This window comes from Aliikangiella marina, from assembly GCF_007004765.1.
GTDB classification, from domain to species: Bacteria; Pseudomonadota; Gammaproteobacteria; order Enterobacterales; family Kangiellaceae; genus Aliikangiella; species Aliikangiella marina.
The window spans coordinates 737,057-753,802 of the sequence record NZ_VIKR01000002.1 but is presented as its reverse complement, the minus strand read 5'-3'; the positions used below and the strand labels follow the sequence as shown (position 1 = coordinate 753,802).

Genomic DNA, 16,746 nt, shown 5'->3' with positions numbered 1-16,746 from the left:
TTTGGCTAGTATCCTATTAGGCATTAAAAAGAGAAGTAAATCGCTTAAGCATAATACTTGGAACGCCAAGATTGAAAAAGTATTCGTAGAATATGAAAATGGGCGAAGCGAAAAGGTTGAGCTCAAGTTACAACCGTTTAATGAAAATGCATGGTTAGAAATAGATATTTGGGATGACCGATGGTTGTCTATTCATTGCTGGGCGCGTACAAAGGAAAATAATTGGGATTGGTTTGAAGAAGCTAGATTATTTCCAAACGTTACAAGTAAGTCATTTGTCACCGCACTGGAAGCTACTTATAAGACTTTTTTTAGAATGAATTCGGATGACGTAATCCAGTTTAAACCTATATGGACTAATTTACTAGCGACCGGTCCTAAGTTACTTTGAACACGATAAAGCCAGGCATAATAGGTCGCGTTGGGAGACTCAAACCATTAAGCCGGCATTCAAAATAATTAATTCTAATCGAAACTGCCATATCGTGCATAGCTACAACCACTAACTTTCATTATTTAATATTTTTCTCAACAATATTTGTATCAAGCCCATCAATACTTTGGGTATTTTTTTGCTGCCAATAGTCTTTTAAACCACTCTCCCCTTTTTTAACCGCCCAGTCTTTCAGTTGTTGTCTATCTCCCGCGTAATCAAAAAACGGCACCGCCATACCACAAGAATTTTGTACCAGATCGACATCTAGTTCAAAAATTTGTCTGGCTCCTGGCAATGGATTAAACAATGGAAAATACTCATTCCATAACTCATCTGATTGATGAATGACTTTGGCTTGTCCGTAGAGCCTAAGAATTAGCGGATTACCTTCTAGCGCCATAAACATGATGGTCATTCTCGGGTTTGATTGGACGTGGGCTGCGGTTTCATTGCCACTACCAGTGACATTTAACCAGAGTATTTTATTACTATTTATGACTCTAAAAGAGTCCATACCTTTGGGCGAAATGTTGACTCGACTATCGTTGGTCGCGGTACCGACAAAAAAGACCTTCTGCTTCTCGATAAATTCAATATGTTTATCAGAGAGTTCGGAAAATTGCTGCCCCATGGCGTATTCAACCATCGAAAAAAATAGATGCTGCGATACTACCAAGACTCAACTCAAAAACCTATCACCAAATCGTAACAAGATTAAAGTCTATTCAGTCCATTTAGCGCCGCCACCCGATATGCTTCAGCCATAGTCGGATAATTAAACGTATGGGTTGCAAAGTACTCAATGGTATTACCCTTTCCTTCTTGCGCCATAATCGCCTGACCGATGTGTAAGATTTCAGCAGCTTGATCACCGAAACAGTGGATACCCAATAACTCCAACGTCTCGCGGTGAAACAGTAGCTTTAACATACCCGCATCTTCACCCGTGATCTTAGCGCGCGCAGTGTCTTTGAAATAAGCCTTGCCGATTTCATAGGGAATCTTAGCTGCGGTTAATTCACTCTCAGTTTTACCCACACTACTAATTTCTGGAATGGTGTATATCCCCGTCGGAATATCTTCAATTAACAATGGATGCGCTTTGTCCACGATTTGCGAAGAAGCACAGCGCCCTTGATCATAGGAAGCGCTGGCTAGAGCTGGTGGTCCAATAACGTCGCCAACGGCATAAATGTTAGGCGTTGTTGTGCGGTAAAGTTCATCGACATCCAACTGCCCTCGCTTGTTGGCAGTTAAGCCTGCGGCAGCTAAATTCAGTTTTTCCGTATTACCCGCGCGACCATTTGCCCATAAAAATATATCGGCTTTTAATAACTTACCGCTTTCTAAGTTGAGTACCACTTTGTCGTCATTAGGCTCTAGCGATAAAAAGCTTTCGTTATGGCGAATAAGCACGCCTAAACTTCGTAGGTGATAACTAAGCGCATCTGAAATTTCAGCATCCATGTAACTGAGCAACTTATCGCCAGGGTTGACTAAATCAACCTTGCAGCCCAAACCATTAAATATCGATGCATATTCACAACCAATGACTCCCGCTCCGTAAATAATAATACGTTTAGGCGTTTCGTTTAAGGTTAGGATTTTGTCGGAATCAAAAACTCTCGGATGAGTAAAATCTACGTCTGCAGGTTGATAAGGACGAGTTCCTGTCGCAATGATGATCTTGTCGGCATGAAGAATAGTTTGTTCGTCTTGTCCGCCATCAACCAAAATATGGTGGTTATCTTGAAAACTAGCAAGCCCATGAAAAATTGGCACATCATTGCGGCTATAAAATCTCGCCCGCATATTCACTTGCTTTTTGATCACATCTTCAGCGGTTTCCATCACTTGTCTAAATGTGAGCAAAGTCGGATCACTGATGTTTCGAAACATTGGGTTCCGATTAAATTTCATCATCGAATGAACAGAATGACGGAGCGTTTTCGACGGAATGGTTCCTTTGTGCGTGCAGTTACCTCCGACATTTTTGCGAAGGTCGACAACTGCGACTGATAGCCCATGCTTCTTTGCGTTCATTGCAGCGCTCTCCCCGGCAGGACCAGCACCAATTATGACTAAATCAAAAGACTCTTTTTTCATCAGATATTCCGCCACCAAAAACGGACCGTATTATCCAAAAAAAGCCCCCGCTAATCCAGCAGAAAATCTAGACTACATACGTATGTACTTAACATTTTTAAGGTTTATTTTAGCCTCGCTAAATGAGTCCGTACGGCGCTGACTAGTTGGTTGTTTGCTTGCGTGATTTTCTGGTTGGCTGCTTTATCTTCATTCAGTCCTGACCAGTTCTCCGTCCAAACTGTTTTTAAATTAATCGCTTCAGACTGAATATCCACCGAAATCAATTCTGACAGTGACACGATCAGGTTGATACTTACCCAGCCGGCAATTGCCTCATCGGAGTTATCTTTGTCAGTATAAGTCTTAGTATCAATATAGGCTTGTAGCTTAGCCGCTTCTCGCATTACTTCAAATCCCGCTTCGCGGATATTACGATTATCTTCCGACAGCTCATTTCGCCACGAGTTGTAGCTCAACGCAACAATCGCGACAGCCAGACTGATGATTGCTAAAAGATTTTTTTCAAATTGAAGCTTTAAATTAATTGCCATTGGATGTTCCTATCAAATCGTCTAGTCCACTAACTCAGTTCGAATATGCAACTCCGACTCGAGGGTCCGATGAACCGGACAGCGATCGGCAATCTCCAACAATCGTTTTCGCTGGGCCGGCGAAAGCTCTCCTTTTAATTCGATGCTCCGCTCCAAGACTTCTATCTTTTTTGGCGAATCAGCACAGCCTTCACAGTCTGTAACATGTTCTCGATTGTGACTGACCTCTACCACGATATCATCCAACGGAATGTTTTTGTGGTTAGCATACATTCTGATTGTCATTGATGTACAAGTACCCAGCGCGGCAAGCAGGTGCTCGTAGGGATCAGGTCCCAAATCAGAGCCTCCCATAGAGGTCGGTTCATCGGCAAACCAGGCGTGATGATCACTCACAACCGTACGTAAAAAGGCACGATTTTTCTCATTCACTTTAACGTGGCCTTTCGAAAGGTTAGATTCAAACTGCTTAACACCATAAGTTGAGTCAATATAGCGACTAGCCCAAGCTGCGATTGTTGCTGCGACGTATTCAGCATCTTCAGCACTGGTCAATAAATGGTCGGCGGTATCTAGACTGACAAAACTTTTTGGATGTTTGGCGGTGATGTAAATTTTCTCGGCTTCGCGAATGTTAACCGTTTCATCGATGGGCGAATGAAAAACCAACAACGCTTTGTGTAAATGGGCGATTTTCTCCATTTGATTTTGACTGTTCAAATCGTCGAGAAATTGTTTCTTAATGGTAAAGTCACGATTTGCGAGAGAGACTACAGCTTCTCCATGCTCTTCAATTACTGGAACATCGCAGACGAATTGATTCATCACATGGTTAGGGTCCGCCGGTGCACCAATCGTCACCACACCTTTCGCCTCGGGGATTTCACTCGCCGCGGATAACACCGCCGCACCACCTAAGCTATGGCCAATTAATAGCGCTGGTGCCAAATAATCCTCTCTCAGAAAGTTCGCCGCAAACAAAAGATCTTTAACATTGGACGTAAAGTTTGAATCCGCAAACTCTCCTTCACTGCTGCCAATTCCCGTGAAATCAAATCGCAAGACGGCAAACCCACGTTCAACTAAATAACGAGAGATTCTAGAAGCTGCCACAACATCTTTTCCGCAGGTAAAGCAATGCGCAAATAATGCAAATGCGTGCGGTGTATTCTCTGGGATCTCCAAAACCCCGGCAATCGTGAGACCATCTGAGCCAGGGAATTCCAAGTTGATTCGGCGTTTTGCCATGATAAGCGCCTCCTGTTTAAAATTTCGCGATAATTTTTAGTGTGCTGCTTAAACTGATGATCTGGAGACTGCTGATCACTCGATAATGTTACGCTATCGCCTTCAATGATCTTAAGCTAATCAATGGCCAGTATCGAGTTTTTAACGTTTTTGTACTTCAATTAGCCTTATGTGGCCCTTCGAGAGCTTGTGCCAGCGGCGCGACTGGTTTTATTACGCGATTGATTTTTTCTCGCTGCAGCATTTTTGTTAGCACTGTTTTTTCGTTTACTTGACGGCTTATTTGATGTTTTTTTCTTAGCACTTGGACGCGAATTTGACTTAGGGCGACTGTTCTTGCCTCGCTGGGAGGAAGGTGAACTATCTTGTTTTGCTTTTAACTTTGCCAGTTTTTTCTTGTGCGGCTTTTTCTTGGCTATTTTGGCACTTAAATGCGTTTCGGGTACAGTATGATTTGGTTCAAAACCATCGACCAATCGACGTTGAAGCTTCTGTCGAATTAGATTTTCAATAGCCTGTAAACTGTCCACTTCATCGGCACTAATGAGTGAAATCGCTTGCCCTTCGGCGCCTGCACGCCCAGTACGACCAATTCTATGGACGTAGTCTTCTGCCACTTTCGGTAGATCGAAGTTAATGACCTGTGGCAATTGCTCAATATCAAGCCCTCGCGCGGCGATATCAGTAGCGACCAATACGTCTAACTCTTTGGCTTTAAAAGACTTTAATACCCGTGTTCGAGCACCTTGAGACTTATCTCCATGGATCGCATCGGCTTGTATGCCGCTCTTTTGAAGATCATAAGCAACCTTGTTTGCGCCCTTACGAGTCTTTACAAACACCAAAACCTGTTGCCAGCGATGATGACCAATTAAATAACTCAGCAGCGCTGATTTTCGTTTCTTATCGACTGGATGGGCCCATTGTTTAACCGTCTTTGCGGTCGAGTTTTGCGGATTGACTGAGATTTGTATGGGATCATTGAGCAGCGTATGGCAGAGCGCTTTAATATCCTCAGAAAATGTCGCCGAAAATAGCAGGTTTTGTCGCTCCGCTGGCAGTTTGTTTATAACCTTTTTAATATCTGGCAAGAAACCCATGTCGAGCATTCTGTCCGCTTCATCGAGGACTAAGAACTCAACTTTGTTGAGCTTAATCGCACGTCTCTCGAGTAAATCTAATAAACGCCCAGGAGTCGCAACAAGGACATCAACACCTCGCCGAAGGCGCATCATTTGCGGATTTATTTTGACGCCTCCAAACACCATAAAACTGGAGATGGGCAAGTTAGCAGCATAGGATTGTACGCTCTCTGCAACCTGCGCCGCTAATTCTCGTGTCGGAACCAGAATCAACGCTCGAGTGCTATTGGCGAGTGCTTTTTCGCCAGTTGATAGCCGTTGTAACATCGGCAAGGTAAATCCCGCGGTTTTTCCGGTTCCGGTTTGCGCGGCAGCCATCACATCTTTACCGGCTAGGATAGCCGGGATAGCTTGAGTTTGGATAGGTGACGGCTGGGAATACCCGGCTTTATTGACAGCCTCGATTATCGGTTGAATGAGATTTAACTGTTTAAAGGACATGAAACCAAGCAGTGAAAAGCAATATTGGGCGCTATTGTATCCCGCCAATGGCCTTAATTCGACCGTTATTCATTGAGATCACTAGCTAAGCCGAGATTCGCCCAGCAAATACCCCTAAACTCAGGTAAAAATTTCCTTAAATTCCAAGCTGATAGCGCAAGTTGTGTTCTATACTTTTAAGATTAACCGCATCGCGAGACAAACAGGCTCATTGAGCAAGAATAAACTTCCGCAAAAGACTACGAGAAAGGCAGATTAGGGGAAATCGTGTTAATCAGGCGCATCTTTATTTTAATTTTAGTACTGAATTTGCCGCTTGTTGCCAAAGCTGAGTTTCTCAAGGTTAAACGACTCAACGACAATCCAACGATTCCTTCTAACTACATTCTTGATATCGACCAACTCGATAGCGGCTACATGTTAGTTAGTACTGATGCAGGTGCCCGCTTATATGACGGTTATCGTTACATTCCTATTACTAAAAACTCGCTTAATCCCGACTCGCCGCTCAATAGTCGTATTTATCAAAGTTTGCAAGACTCCAATGGCAACCTTTGGTTTGCAACCGATCGTGGACTGTTTGTTCTATATCACAATCAAACCGACTTAAAAAAGATTTCCCACAATCCACAAGATACTAACTCGATCACCAATAATAATGTCAGAGCTATCCTTGAGGATAGTCGCGGAGATCTGTGGTTTGGAACACTCAAAGGGGTTTCTCGACTCAACCCTAAAACCAATCAGTTTAAACATTACTTAAATGTGAACAATAAGTCACAAAGCAAAGATTATTTTGGACGAATTTTCAAGCTAATCGAAGAAAACAATTATATATGGGTCGGTTCAACTCAAGGACTTTTCTCTATTAATTTAACTAATGATGAGCTGAAAAGAGCCACTGGAAAAGTTGGCACCGCCTATATAACCTCTGCAACCTATATCGATGACGAAACGCTCTGGTTTGGTTCCGATATTAATGGCATTTTTGAATTTAACCTAAAGACCCGAGAATTTAAAAACTACCGCAAAGAAAGCTGGTCTCGATTTGAATTAATGTCGAATAATGTGTGGTCACTTCGAAAAGCAAGCAATGATGTCGTTTGGGTAGGCTACTGGAACCAGGGAGCAAGCGCGTTTGATCTTAACACCGATAAGTCTTTTCGGATCGGCTCGCAAAGTCACAATATCAATTCATTGCCAGCGAACTCCATCGAACAAGTTTATGAAGATGACTCTGGATTAATTTGGATTGCAACAAATGGCGGCTTGGCAGTTTTCGATCAAGCCACTTTCGCGATATCTTCACTGCAGCATGATCCTGATGCCAAAAATACCATCAATGACTCACATGTCGTCTACTTTTTGAGACAGAATGATGAAACGACCTGGTTAGGTTCAATCGGCGGTTTGCAAAAGTGGAATACCAAAACCGATCAAATTGAGCAATTGACCCACTTAACAATATCCAGTACCCAAAAGCCATTAGGTTCTGTTTGGCAAGTTCATATGATTGATGAAAACAATCTCTTGCTTGCGACCGATCGAGGAATGGTCCGATATAATTTACAGTCTGAAGAAATCGTCCATTTTAGTGAATTAAAAACACGTAATGACAAAGCGCTTAATGTTGCTTTTTATGCGGTGACCGAAGACAGTGATGGCTGGTATTTTGTAGCCAGCAGCGCTTCGACCATCCATCGTTTGAATCCAACAACCGGCCAATCAGAGTTGATATTCGATTCCAGCGATAGCGAAGAAACCGTAGAAATGGAGTACATCACAAAGCTGTTGCTAGCAAACGACAGAAGTCTATGGGTTGGTTCAACCACCGGCGTCTACCAACTTGACCCAACCTATCAATTAATTAACAAACTGAATGTAAACGATAGTCAGTTTAAGCTCTCGGGTAATTTGGTATATGATTTATTTGAAGACAACGATGGGCGCATCTGGGTTGCGACATCGACCGGAGGTATTAATCAGATTGAGTATCAAGGACATCAAATCGTCAATGTCAGCTACCTCAATAAAAACGATGGTTTACCCTCAAACCAAATATTCAACTTAATCCCTTATGATGATAACTCTCTGTGGTTTAGCACGCAAAGCCAAGTTGGTAAGTTTGACTTAAAAACACAAACAATTACTAATTACTCGGTTATCGGCGGATATGATCGAATTTTTGTCGAAGGTTCTACCTTGGTCGACCCGCTCGGTAATATCTACATCGGTGGCTCAGAAGTGATTAAATTTCACCCTAAAGATATGGTCGCGACAGAGTTTAATCCTAAGATAAAATTTTCCGGTGTGAGCCGTCTTCACCAAACCGATAACAATTTCAACCCTCTCCAACCCAAATTAAAATTCGAAGTTCAACCTGAAGATTCGCTAGTCACTTTTCATTTTACCAGTTTAGATTTTGCGGACACCGTTTCAAATCGCTACCGTTATCAGCTGGAGGGCTATGATAAAAACTGGCTGACCCCAGGTAATGAGCCAAAGGCAAGCTTCACTCAACTACCACCGGGACAATACCTGCTGAAAGTTCAGGGAACCAATCGCGATGGAGTATGGAGCGACCAAACCGCGACGATGACCGTCGTCGTACACCCACCACTTTGGCGAACTTGGTATGCATATTTAATTTACTTTTTAATTGTGGCTGGCGTTATTGCTCAGCATTATGCTCGCAAACGTAAAGCGCGTCAGTTAGAACTCAGTGCATTATTATCGATTAAAGAAAGTGAAGCCAAACTAAAAGATGTTTTATGGGGAAGCGGTGATGTATTGTGGCGATGGGACTTAAGAACTAACTTGATAACAACCACTGACAACGCGGGAATGAAGAAAGACACTCATGAAGAAAAATCGAGTTTTGAAGAGTTCTTAAAAACAATCAACCCCAATGACCAAGCGATCGTTCAAGATATGATAGATCGTCACCTAAAAGGTGAACAAGGTTACTATGAAGCGCAATTTCGGGTACTTGATGATGCCTCACAAGATTGGCAGTGGGTCATGTCGAGAGGTCGAATCGTAGAGCGCGATAATGACGGTAACCCAGTAGTCTTAGCAGGCACTCGAAAAAATATCGAAGACTTAAAGAAGACCGAAAAGCAGCTACGTTTTTTGGCAAACTATGATCAACTGACGCGTCTACCCAATCGCGCTTTATTCCAAGAGCACTTACTTCATGCTATTGCGATTGCTGAAAGATTTGAAGAAAAATTGGCAGTTTTATTTTTTGACCTAGACGGCTTTAAAGATGTTAACGATTCCCTCGGCCATGCAGTCGGTGATCAGTTGTTGCAAAGAGTCGCATTACGCTTAACCAGAATATTGCGCACAACTGATAGCTGCGCAAGACTGGGTGGCGACGAGTTTGCAGTAATCATTGAACGTCTCAAAGATAAAGACGAAACACTTCCAACACTCAATCGATTACTTGAAGATATCTCTCGACCTTATGCACTGAGTGATCAAACCGTCACCACCTCAATTAGCGTTGGTGTTTCAATTTATCCAGAGCACGGAAAAGATCCGGCTAACTTACTAAAACATGCTGATATTGCGATGTATGAAGCAAAACGGGCCGGCAAGAAAACTTACCGTTTTTATGACCGCGAAATGAATGCACTATTAGTGAAACGCTTAGAGCTTTCCAATGAGCTTAAGAGCGCAATTGTCCATGACCAGTTTGAAACACACTTTCAACCCCGCGTATCAGTAGAAACCAACCAAGTAGCCGGATTTGAAGCACTCATTCGCTGGCGTCACCCAGAACGCGGACTAATTTCTCCTGCTGAGTTTATTCCGGTGGCAGAAGACACAGGCCAAATCTTAGAACTCGGTGATTGGATTTTAAGAGATGCATGTAAACAGGCTGCTCAATGGTACATCAGAGGCTGGCGTGGATTTATTTCCATCAACATCGCAGCACTTCAGTTTCAGCAAGTCGACCTTGTTTCCAGCGTCGAGAATGCCTTAAATCTTTCAGACTTACCGCCAGAATGTTTGGAACTCGAAATCACCGAGGGCACACTGATAAAAGACATCAACCGAACCAAAAATATTATTCTCAGACTGAAGCGAATTGGTATAAAAATCGCGCTGGATGATTTTGGTACAGGTTACTCGTCGCTCTCTTATCTGCAACAACTCCCGATCGACTCGCTCAAAATTGATCGTTCTTTTATTAATCAAATTCCTGGTTCTTCTAAATCAGCAAGATTATGTAAAGCCATTATCAATATGGCACACAGCTTGAATTTACAAGTCATCGCAGAGGGGATAGAACAGCAGCCGCAACTCGACTTTTTAAAAGAGGCCAACTGTGAAGAGTATCAAGGTTATTTGTTTGGTAAACCGGTTCCGGCCAGTGAGATAGACTTATAGTCCAAATGACAAACTCGAATGCATATTTCAATTTATCGAAATTGATAGCTAACTCTTAACCGTAAGTAACGATGCAAGTAAACTATAAGTCTTTTTAACCTGCGCAAAATAACGACTATATTCCTCTTGTTTTTCTGCTGGGATTTGATTACTGGCTAACATAACTTCAAACCGTTTCATTAATTCATTAAATCGCCAAAATCCCTCATTGATCATCAAACCATATTTTTCTATTTCCAGTATATCTTGATCAAGCATTGAGTCGATCTTGAGGCTATCTATCCAACGGAGAATCGACTCATCGGATATTCCCGAAGTAATCATAATACTTTGTAGGGCACTCAGCGAATGGGTCGTTGGCTTTAAATCAATTCCAAAATTCGCTTTTGTTAAAAGCTCATTAAATTCTTGCATTTGTAAGAACAGCAGATTAAAAAGCGGATGTGCTCGGCTAAGTCGACTCACTAACTCGCCAATTTTCTTACCTTGATGCTTTGGTTTCATCGGCGCGACTAAACTCTTAAAAATACGGATTGCAGCTTGCGCGTTTTCATATTTATGTCGACTCGCGTTAATTTGCAAAATCGGTTCTAGTGCTAACATCGAATATCCCAGTTCAATCACGTATTTATTAAATAACGCAATCAACATATCGGAAAAGGCAATAACCTGCCCTTCTCGCGACAACTCGAACTCTAGTTTTCTTCTGGGGTAACCAAAGCCATCGGTTCGTTCATGATGCTCAAGTACAGCAACTTTTGTATTTTGCGACACATTGGGAACTAAGTTTAGGAAGTGAAAACTGATAGCAACATGGCCCTGAATGAGACGCCACTCCTGCGCATTAAACCGCCCAGACTTAGAGACAATTTTCGGATCGATATGCAGCATTCCAATATCTCTCGCTAAAGCGCCTATAAATATCGCGTGCCGTTGCTGTTCAGTAAAATCTAATTCTCGACACAGTAACATACTCAAAAAAGCGCCAAAAACGGCTTTTTTATAGATAGCAGGAAAACGCTCAGCCATCACCGTCAATTTTTGATTGATAAGCGGATAACGATCAATTCCCTTACATGCTTCCTCAAAGTGCGCTAATAGTTTTTCACTAGTAAATATGGCTTGAATTTCTGGATGGTCAGGCATCTTTTTGAAGTGAGCAATAATAACTTGACTAGAAACACTCCTTTCCAAGGAGACTGTTTCCTCAATCGGTTTAGACAACTTGTGAGAAGCAATTTTTTCGGCTACATCGGCGCTAATACTAGCACCAGCCGGTACGATTAACGCACCTTTCTCGTTGTAAATATTTTCTGATGCAATAACCGAATTAGATTTGCTGACTTGCGCTAAGTTATCGGTATAGTAATCACGGCTTTCTTTTTCTTTCATATATCCCTATAAAAACCTATCGACAATGGACTCAATTAATTTTGAGATATCATTTTTCAAGCTATTCTACAGATTCGTATTTAATGAAATTAGATCGTTTTTGCGTGTCCAAATGTACACTCATTAGTTAATGATTTTAGTCGATTGTCGCTTTTCTGCAAATTTAGCGAGCTACTTTTCTAATGTCGCTAACTTGCGGTTCATCACCCTAAACCACAACGGTGGTAAAAGCGATAATAGCATCATGCCCGGATACCCAGTAGGCATCTGAGGACTCTCTTGATAAGACTCGAGACATTGGTATGGTTTCGTCGGATTGGCATGATGATCGGAGTGGCGAGATAGCTCAAATAACAGAATACGCCCTAGTAGGTGATCTGAATTCCATGAATGCTTTGGCGAAACACGTTCATATTTGTCAGCAGAGATTTTTTTTCTCAGCAAGCCATAATGTTCGATATAATTGACGGTTTCCAGTAGTAGCATCCCGATAAAACAGATCAAGAAATAAGCGATTAGCGTTTCGAGACCAAACCACTGATAAATCATAAAAACAATAGTCGCTTCCATCACCGTATAACGAATCATACGGTTGCCAAAACTGAAAGGATTCCTTTGCTTATTGGTCAATCGTCGGTACTCAATTCTCCATGCACTAAGGTAACTTCCAATCTGGGATCGAAACCAAAATAGATAGATCGGTTCATTTCGCCGGGCGGTTGCCGGATCAACAGGTGTGGCGACATTTCGATGATGACCATGATTATGATAGGGTAAAAAGTGTGCTTGAAGCGCTAGCACCAATAAAATTTCGCCAAGTGTTCTCTCAAACTGATTGTGCCGATGACCAAGCTCATGACCAATATTGATAGCGATCACTCCACATACAATACCAAAACTAATGACAACCCCACTGTATTCAAGCGGAGTGAGATCTGTTGTCGATAATCGAGTTAAAAACAAACTCAATAAAATGACATATAAAGGTACCACTGAAAACACGAGTCGGTTAAAGAAAGGATTGCTTTTGAAGCGCTTCAGTTGCTCTTCATTTAGGTTTGCGGTTGATGGCTTAAACCAAAGCTCTAATAGTGGTACAAGACCAAATGCATAAAAGACGATGCCATAGGTCCAAGCCCCTTCGCCATATAGAGAGACGAAGCCGACTAATGGGACAGTTAAGAAACCAAGATACTTCCATTGAGCAAAGGTAACGTTTTGCATAGTTTTCCCTCCGCAGAAGGCAATATTATCCTTCACGCTTTTTCAACCACTTGACTATCTTAGATCGAACAGTTGGACAAATCAAAAGAATCCACTGCTGAACACTAATCTCTCCAGTAAACTAAAACGCTATTTATCCAGCGTCATGATCGAGCGCGTTAGTCTCTCAACTATCGTTTTTAATTGTTTTTTTGCTGACGCATTGAGCCTAATTCACTGATTTAGACTGTTTCACTGAATAAGTTCGTATTGCTTATTTTCTGTTTTAGTGAGCAATCCAAAATGTCCATAACTATAAGTAAATGTTGCGTTTTCAGTGTCAATTTGGCTGGTATGGCGGCCTCCGACCGTACAGATCCCCGTGGAACACACAACTTGATCAACCCAACTCTTAATTGAGTAAGTTTTATTAGCAAGTATTCGACCTTTGAGAGAGTTGACTAATGGACTATTGACAGACAACCCTTGGCTCCCGCAAGTAGAGTTAGGAACGTTAAAAGGATAAGTGCCACAAGACCAGAGTCCTCTGTAGCCACCCGCGATTCCAACGAAAGTATCAACTTTACTAACCACCCCCATGGTTAAAATTTGCTTTGCAGCGAGTGTTACCCCCATTGAATGGCCGATCACGTCGATCTTTCCAGTACACGAACCTGAAATTGCCGCATTAATCGAATTTCTAACAGGTGTTTCCTCTGAGCCAGAGTGATTATTACACGCGACGCAAAACTTACTGCCCCAATTGGGTCTAAATATTTCATTGGTTGCATACCCTTTGGACCTGAGTAGATTGTACGTGTCATCAAAGTTAGAGGGATATCCGCCATTGCCATGAACTAAAACAACCGCATCTCGACAAGCGGCAAATGATAATTCGGAAATCACTAATAAGATAAATATTAAGCCAATTTTTTTCATATTAAACGCCTCAATTTATAGTATGTTTTGACGGAATCAACCTCGGAAAAATACCGTGATAGACTTTCTCTTTTATTTCACTGCTTTATTGTCTAATTGTGTTTCGCCGTTTTAATTTGACATTACTTTTTCTGCACTATTCTCATGTTTAACTATGTTTATCATCGCGAATTTTTTCTACAAGTCAGCCCACTAAACACTTACCCTCAATTTTTTCTATAGTTCTTTAGTGCAAGACTTCATACTTTGTGGTGCTAACATGCTGTAATTTATCCAATACAAAACTCAAAAATGGATAAGGATAAGCGGATTTACTTGGAAAAAAGGAATATTATTTTGCAGTTGCACATACGTTGGAGAGATATTTAGAATACTTCGATGGGTACTTAGTAACAAAATTTAAGGCGCTATTCTCGATTAAAAGCCAGTCATAAAAATCAAAATCAGACAAGCGGCAGAAGGAGTCAATTAACCGTTAGAACAAACCGAGTTGCGCATCGGTGATTTCTTTAAATGACATTCCAACAAACGGCAATATCGCATCAGCAACGGGTTCTATTTGTTTATCGATATAGTGTTGATAGTCAATCGATGCCGTTTGATACTCAGTCGGTTGTGGTCCCTGCGTGGTAATCACATAGGAAATCCAACCACGTCGCTGATATTTTATTTGCTTTCCTTGTTGTTTATTCTTTTCGTCAGCTAACCTTGCCGCCTTGACATGTGGTGGTATATTTTTGATATAGCTATCAAGTGGTCTTCTTAGCCGTTTTCGATAAACTAATAATGCATCTTGTTTGCCTGCTAAAGTATCACTCACTGTACGCTTTATAAAATCACAAGGGTCTTCCTCGCGGAACAACATCGCATAGAGCCTTTCCTGAAATTGTTTGGCAAGCTCAGTCCAGTCGGTACGAACATTTTCAAGTCCTTTAAAAACAAGCTTATCTTCTTGACCATGATTTTTGATGAGTCCAGCGTAGCGCTTCTTACTGCCCTTTTCAGAACCTCTAATTGTGGGCATTAAAAATCGAGAAAAATGAGTCTCAAACTCTATCTCCAACTGACTTTCTAGGCCTAATTCTTGTTTTATCTTTAATGCCCATTCAGCATTAATATAGGCCGCTAAATCTTTGCCGATTTGTCGCGCTTGCTCAGCGGAAAGCGACTCATCTAAGTGAACAAAGGTCGAATCCGTATCACCATAAATAACTTGCAAGCCTCTCGCTTCAATCCATTGAGCAGTTTGCTGCATAATGTCATGACCTCGCAAAGTGATAGAGCTCGCTAATCGCGTGTCGTAGAAAGGACAACCGCCGGAACCCAATACACCGTAAAAAGAATTCATTAAAATTTTGATGGCTTGGGATCGAGCAGAATCATTATCGGCCTTCGCTTGATCTCTGAGTTTCCACAGCTCAGTGATAATGTCGGGTAACAGATTTTTCTCTCGATCAAAAACGGCGCCTTTAAATCCAGGAATCGCAGACTCGGAATGCTTTAGACCTTCGACAAGGCCTAGTGGATCGATTTTATAAGTTCTGATAATTGATGGATATAGACTCTTAAAATCTAGGACGAGTACATTTTTATAAAGTCCTGGAATGGAGTCCATAACATAGCCACCTGGACTGGCAAGTCCGCCATCCTTTGGTAGGTTAGGTGACACATAACCATGGCGATGAAGTTTCGGTAAATAGAGATTGACAAAAGCAGCGACTGAGCCGCCCGCTCGGTCCAGCTCTAAGCCAGTCAAATGACTCCTGAATATTAAAAAATCGAGTAGGTTTGCTTTTTCAAAAATCTCCCAAACTAAAACACAATCTTGTAAGTTATAAGCGGCTAACTTAGGTTTGTTAAACTTGAAATCATGAAGAATGGTTGCAAGTCGGTTATCGACATCCTCAGTTTCTTTTCCCTTTTTTAAAAAATGTTGAGCGACATATTCTAAGCTATACCTTGGTAACATATAAGCTTCTGCTTTCAGCGCCGTTATACCGTCGATAACCACGCGCCCTTCGATGGTAACAAAACCTTGCCCCGGCTCAGTTTGGTTATTTCTCCAACGCATTGCTGTCTTGTTACGACCGATGTTGATTTTTAAACCATGAAAATCTGCTCTTTGACACAAAATACGAAAGTCGAAATTAACGACGCTCCAGCCAATATAGACGTCAGGATCGTAATCAAGCGAAATTCTTTCAAATGCCTTTAGTAGCGTTACCTCATTATCCACCCATTGAATATAGCTTTGCTCAGACGATACGTTCTCTGGATTGCCGATCATTAAAACCCTTTGATAAACTTTTCCCTTGGCAACACCATACAAGCCAATACTAAATAATTCGCCATTAACATTGCACTCGATATCCAGTGACAATACTTTTAAGTGAGGTATATATTCGGTTGGTTTTATCTTGACATTGGCGATCGAAGAAAAATTTTTTTCACCCAAAGAGTCACCGATATAAGCGACTCCTCCGCGTGTAAACCTTTCCATTAAATATCGATCTGCTAGACGAATATTGCTTTCAAACAACTCGATATTGTTTTCTAAAAGATGCTCTCGTGCATCATAAAAACTCCGCAAGGAATTAAAATAAAACCCGGTGACTGAGTCATGCTGAAAAGTTTTTAATGACAGTAGTTGAGTGATGTACTGCTCACTCCAACCTACTAATAATGCTTTGGCATTGTCGGCATCTTTGCGACGAATAAAAAATACAGGCTTTTCGTTTGTAACTGATAACTTTACTGGCCCGTCGTCAGTTGCCAACCACAAATCAATTTGGGTCGAATCCTGACGGTCATAACTGTGACGAGAAAGCAAAAAACCTCGCCCTGTTGTTTTCAAACCCAGCTCCAATACGTAATCATTTTTATGCGCTCAAAATCGTACTTCCACTAA

At 41.7% G+C, this 16,746-nt stretch carries 11 protein-coding genes; 2 read left to right on the top strand and 9 right to left on the bottom strand.

The genetic code is table 11. The features are described 5' to 3' along the window. Nucleotide 1: 1 nt before the first annotated feature. The gene (locus tag FLL45_RS09635; RefSeq protein ID WP_185964396.1) at nt 2-391 is read left to right on the top strand and encodes a hypothetical protein; all 390 of its coding nucleotides are present in this window, start codon (nt 2-4) and stop codon (nt 389-391) included. Between the two features lie 121 nt (nt 392-512). Here FLL45_RS09635 and FLL45_RS09630 read toward each other — a convergent pair whose 3' ends face one another. From FLL45_RS09630 to FLL45_RS09610, 5 genes are all read right to left on the bottom strand, one after another. Next, entirely contained in the window at nt 513-1,067 is a 555-nt protein-coding gene (locus FLL45_RS09630) for a pyridoxamine 5'-phosphate oxidase family protein (RefSeq protein WP_142941806.1), read from the bottom strand. A gap of 83 nt (nt 1,068-1,150) precedes the next feature. After that, the gene (gene sthA / locus FLL45_RS09625; RefSeq protein WP_142941805.1) at nt 1,151-2,542 is read right to left on the bottom strand and encodes a Si-specific NAD(P)(+) transhydrogenase; all 1,392 of its coding nucleotides are present in this window, start codon (nt 2,540-2,542) and stop codon (nt 1,151-1,153) included. A 104-nt stretch (nt 2,543-2,646) separates the two neighbouring features. Next, a complete protein-coding gene (locus FLL45_RS09620; protein ID WP_142941804.1) occupies nt 2,647-3,075 on the bottom strand; it encodes a hypothetical protein in 429 nt (142 codons plus the stop codon). A gap of 21 nt (nt 3,076-3,096) precedes the next feature. Further along, the gene (locus FLL45_RS09615) at nt 3,097-4,323 is read right to left on the bottom strand and encodes a bifunctional alpha/beta hydrolase/OsmC family protein (RefSeq protein ID WP_142941803.1); all 1,227 of its coding nucleotides are present in this window, start codon (nt 4,321-4,323) and stop codon (nt 3,097-3,099) included. Between the two features lie 167 nt (nt 4,324-4,490). Beyond that, nucleotides 4,491-5,906 (bottom strand): DEAD/DEAH box helicase, encoded by a 1,416-nt coding sequence (locus tag FLL45_RS09610; protein ID WP_142941802.1) that lies wholly within the window; start codon nt 5,904-5,906, stop codon nt 4,491-4,493. 267 nt (nt 5,907-6,173) lie between these two features. Here FLL45_RS09610 and FLL45_RS09605 point away from each other — a divergent pair, with 267 nt between their 5' ends. Next, nucleotides 6,174-10,304 (top strand): EAL domain-containing protein, encoded by a 4,131-nt coding sequence (locus FLL45_RS09605; RefSeq protein WP_142941801.1) that lies wholly within the window; start codon nt 6,174-6,176, stop codon nt 10,302-10,304. A gap of 48 nt (nt 10,305-10,352) precedes the next feature. Here FLL45_RS09605 and FLL45_RS09600 read toward each other — a convergent pair whose 3' ends face one another. The 4 genes from FLL45_RS09600 to FLL45_RS09585 form a co-directional block, all read right to left on the bottom strand. Continuing rightward, entirely contained in the window at nt 10,353-11,696 is a 1,344-nt protein-coding gene (locus tag FLL45_RS09600; protein ID WP_142941800.1) for an HD-GYP domain-containing protein, read from the bottom strand. Between the two features lie 171 nt (nt 11,697-11,867). Beyond that, a complete protein-coding gene (locus FLL45_RS09595) occupies nt 11,868-12,920 on the bottom strand; it encodes an alkane 1-monooxygenase (RefSeq protein ID WP_142941799.1) in 1,053 nt (350 codons plus the stop codon). A gap of 231 nt (nt 12,921-13,151) precedes the next feature. Beyond that, nucleotides 13,152-13,838, bottom strand: coding sequence for an alpha/beta hydrolase family protein (locus FLL45_RS09590; RefSeq protein ID WP_142941798.1), 687 nt, complete (start codon nt 13,836-13,838; stop codon nt 13,152-13,154). 475 nt (nt 13,839-14,313) lie between these two features. Further along, nucleotides 14,314-16,692: a DNA polymerase II gene (locus tag FLL45_RS09585; RefSeq protein ID WP_142941797.1), complete on the bottom strand. Its 2,379-nt coding sequence runs from the start codon at nt 16,690-16,692 to the stop codon at nt 14,314-14,316. Nucleotides 16,693-16,746: the final 54 nt, after the last annotated feature.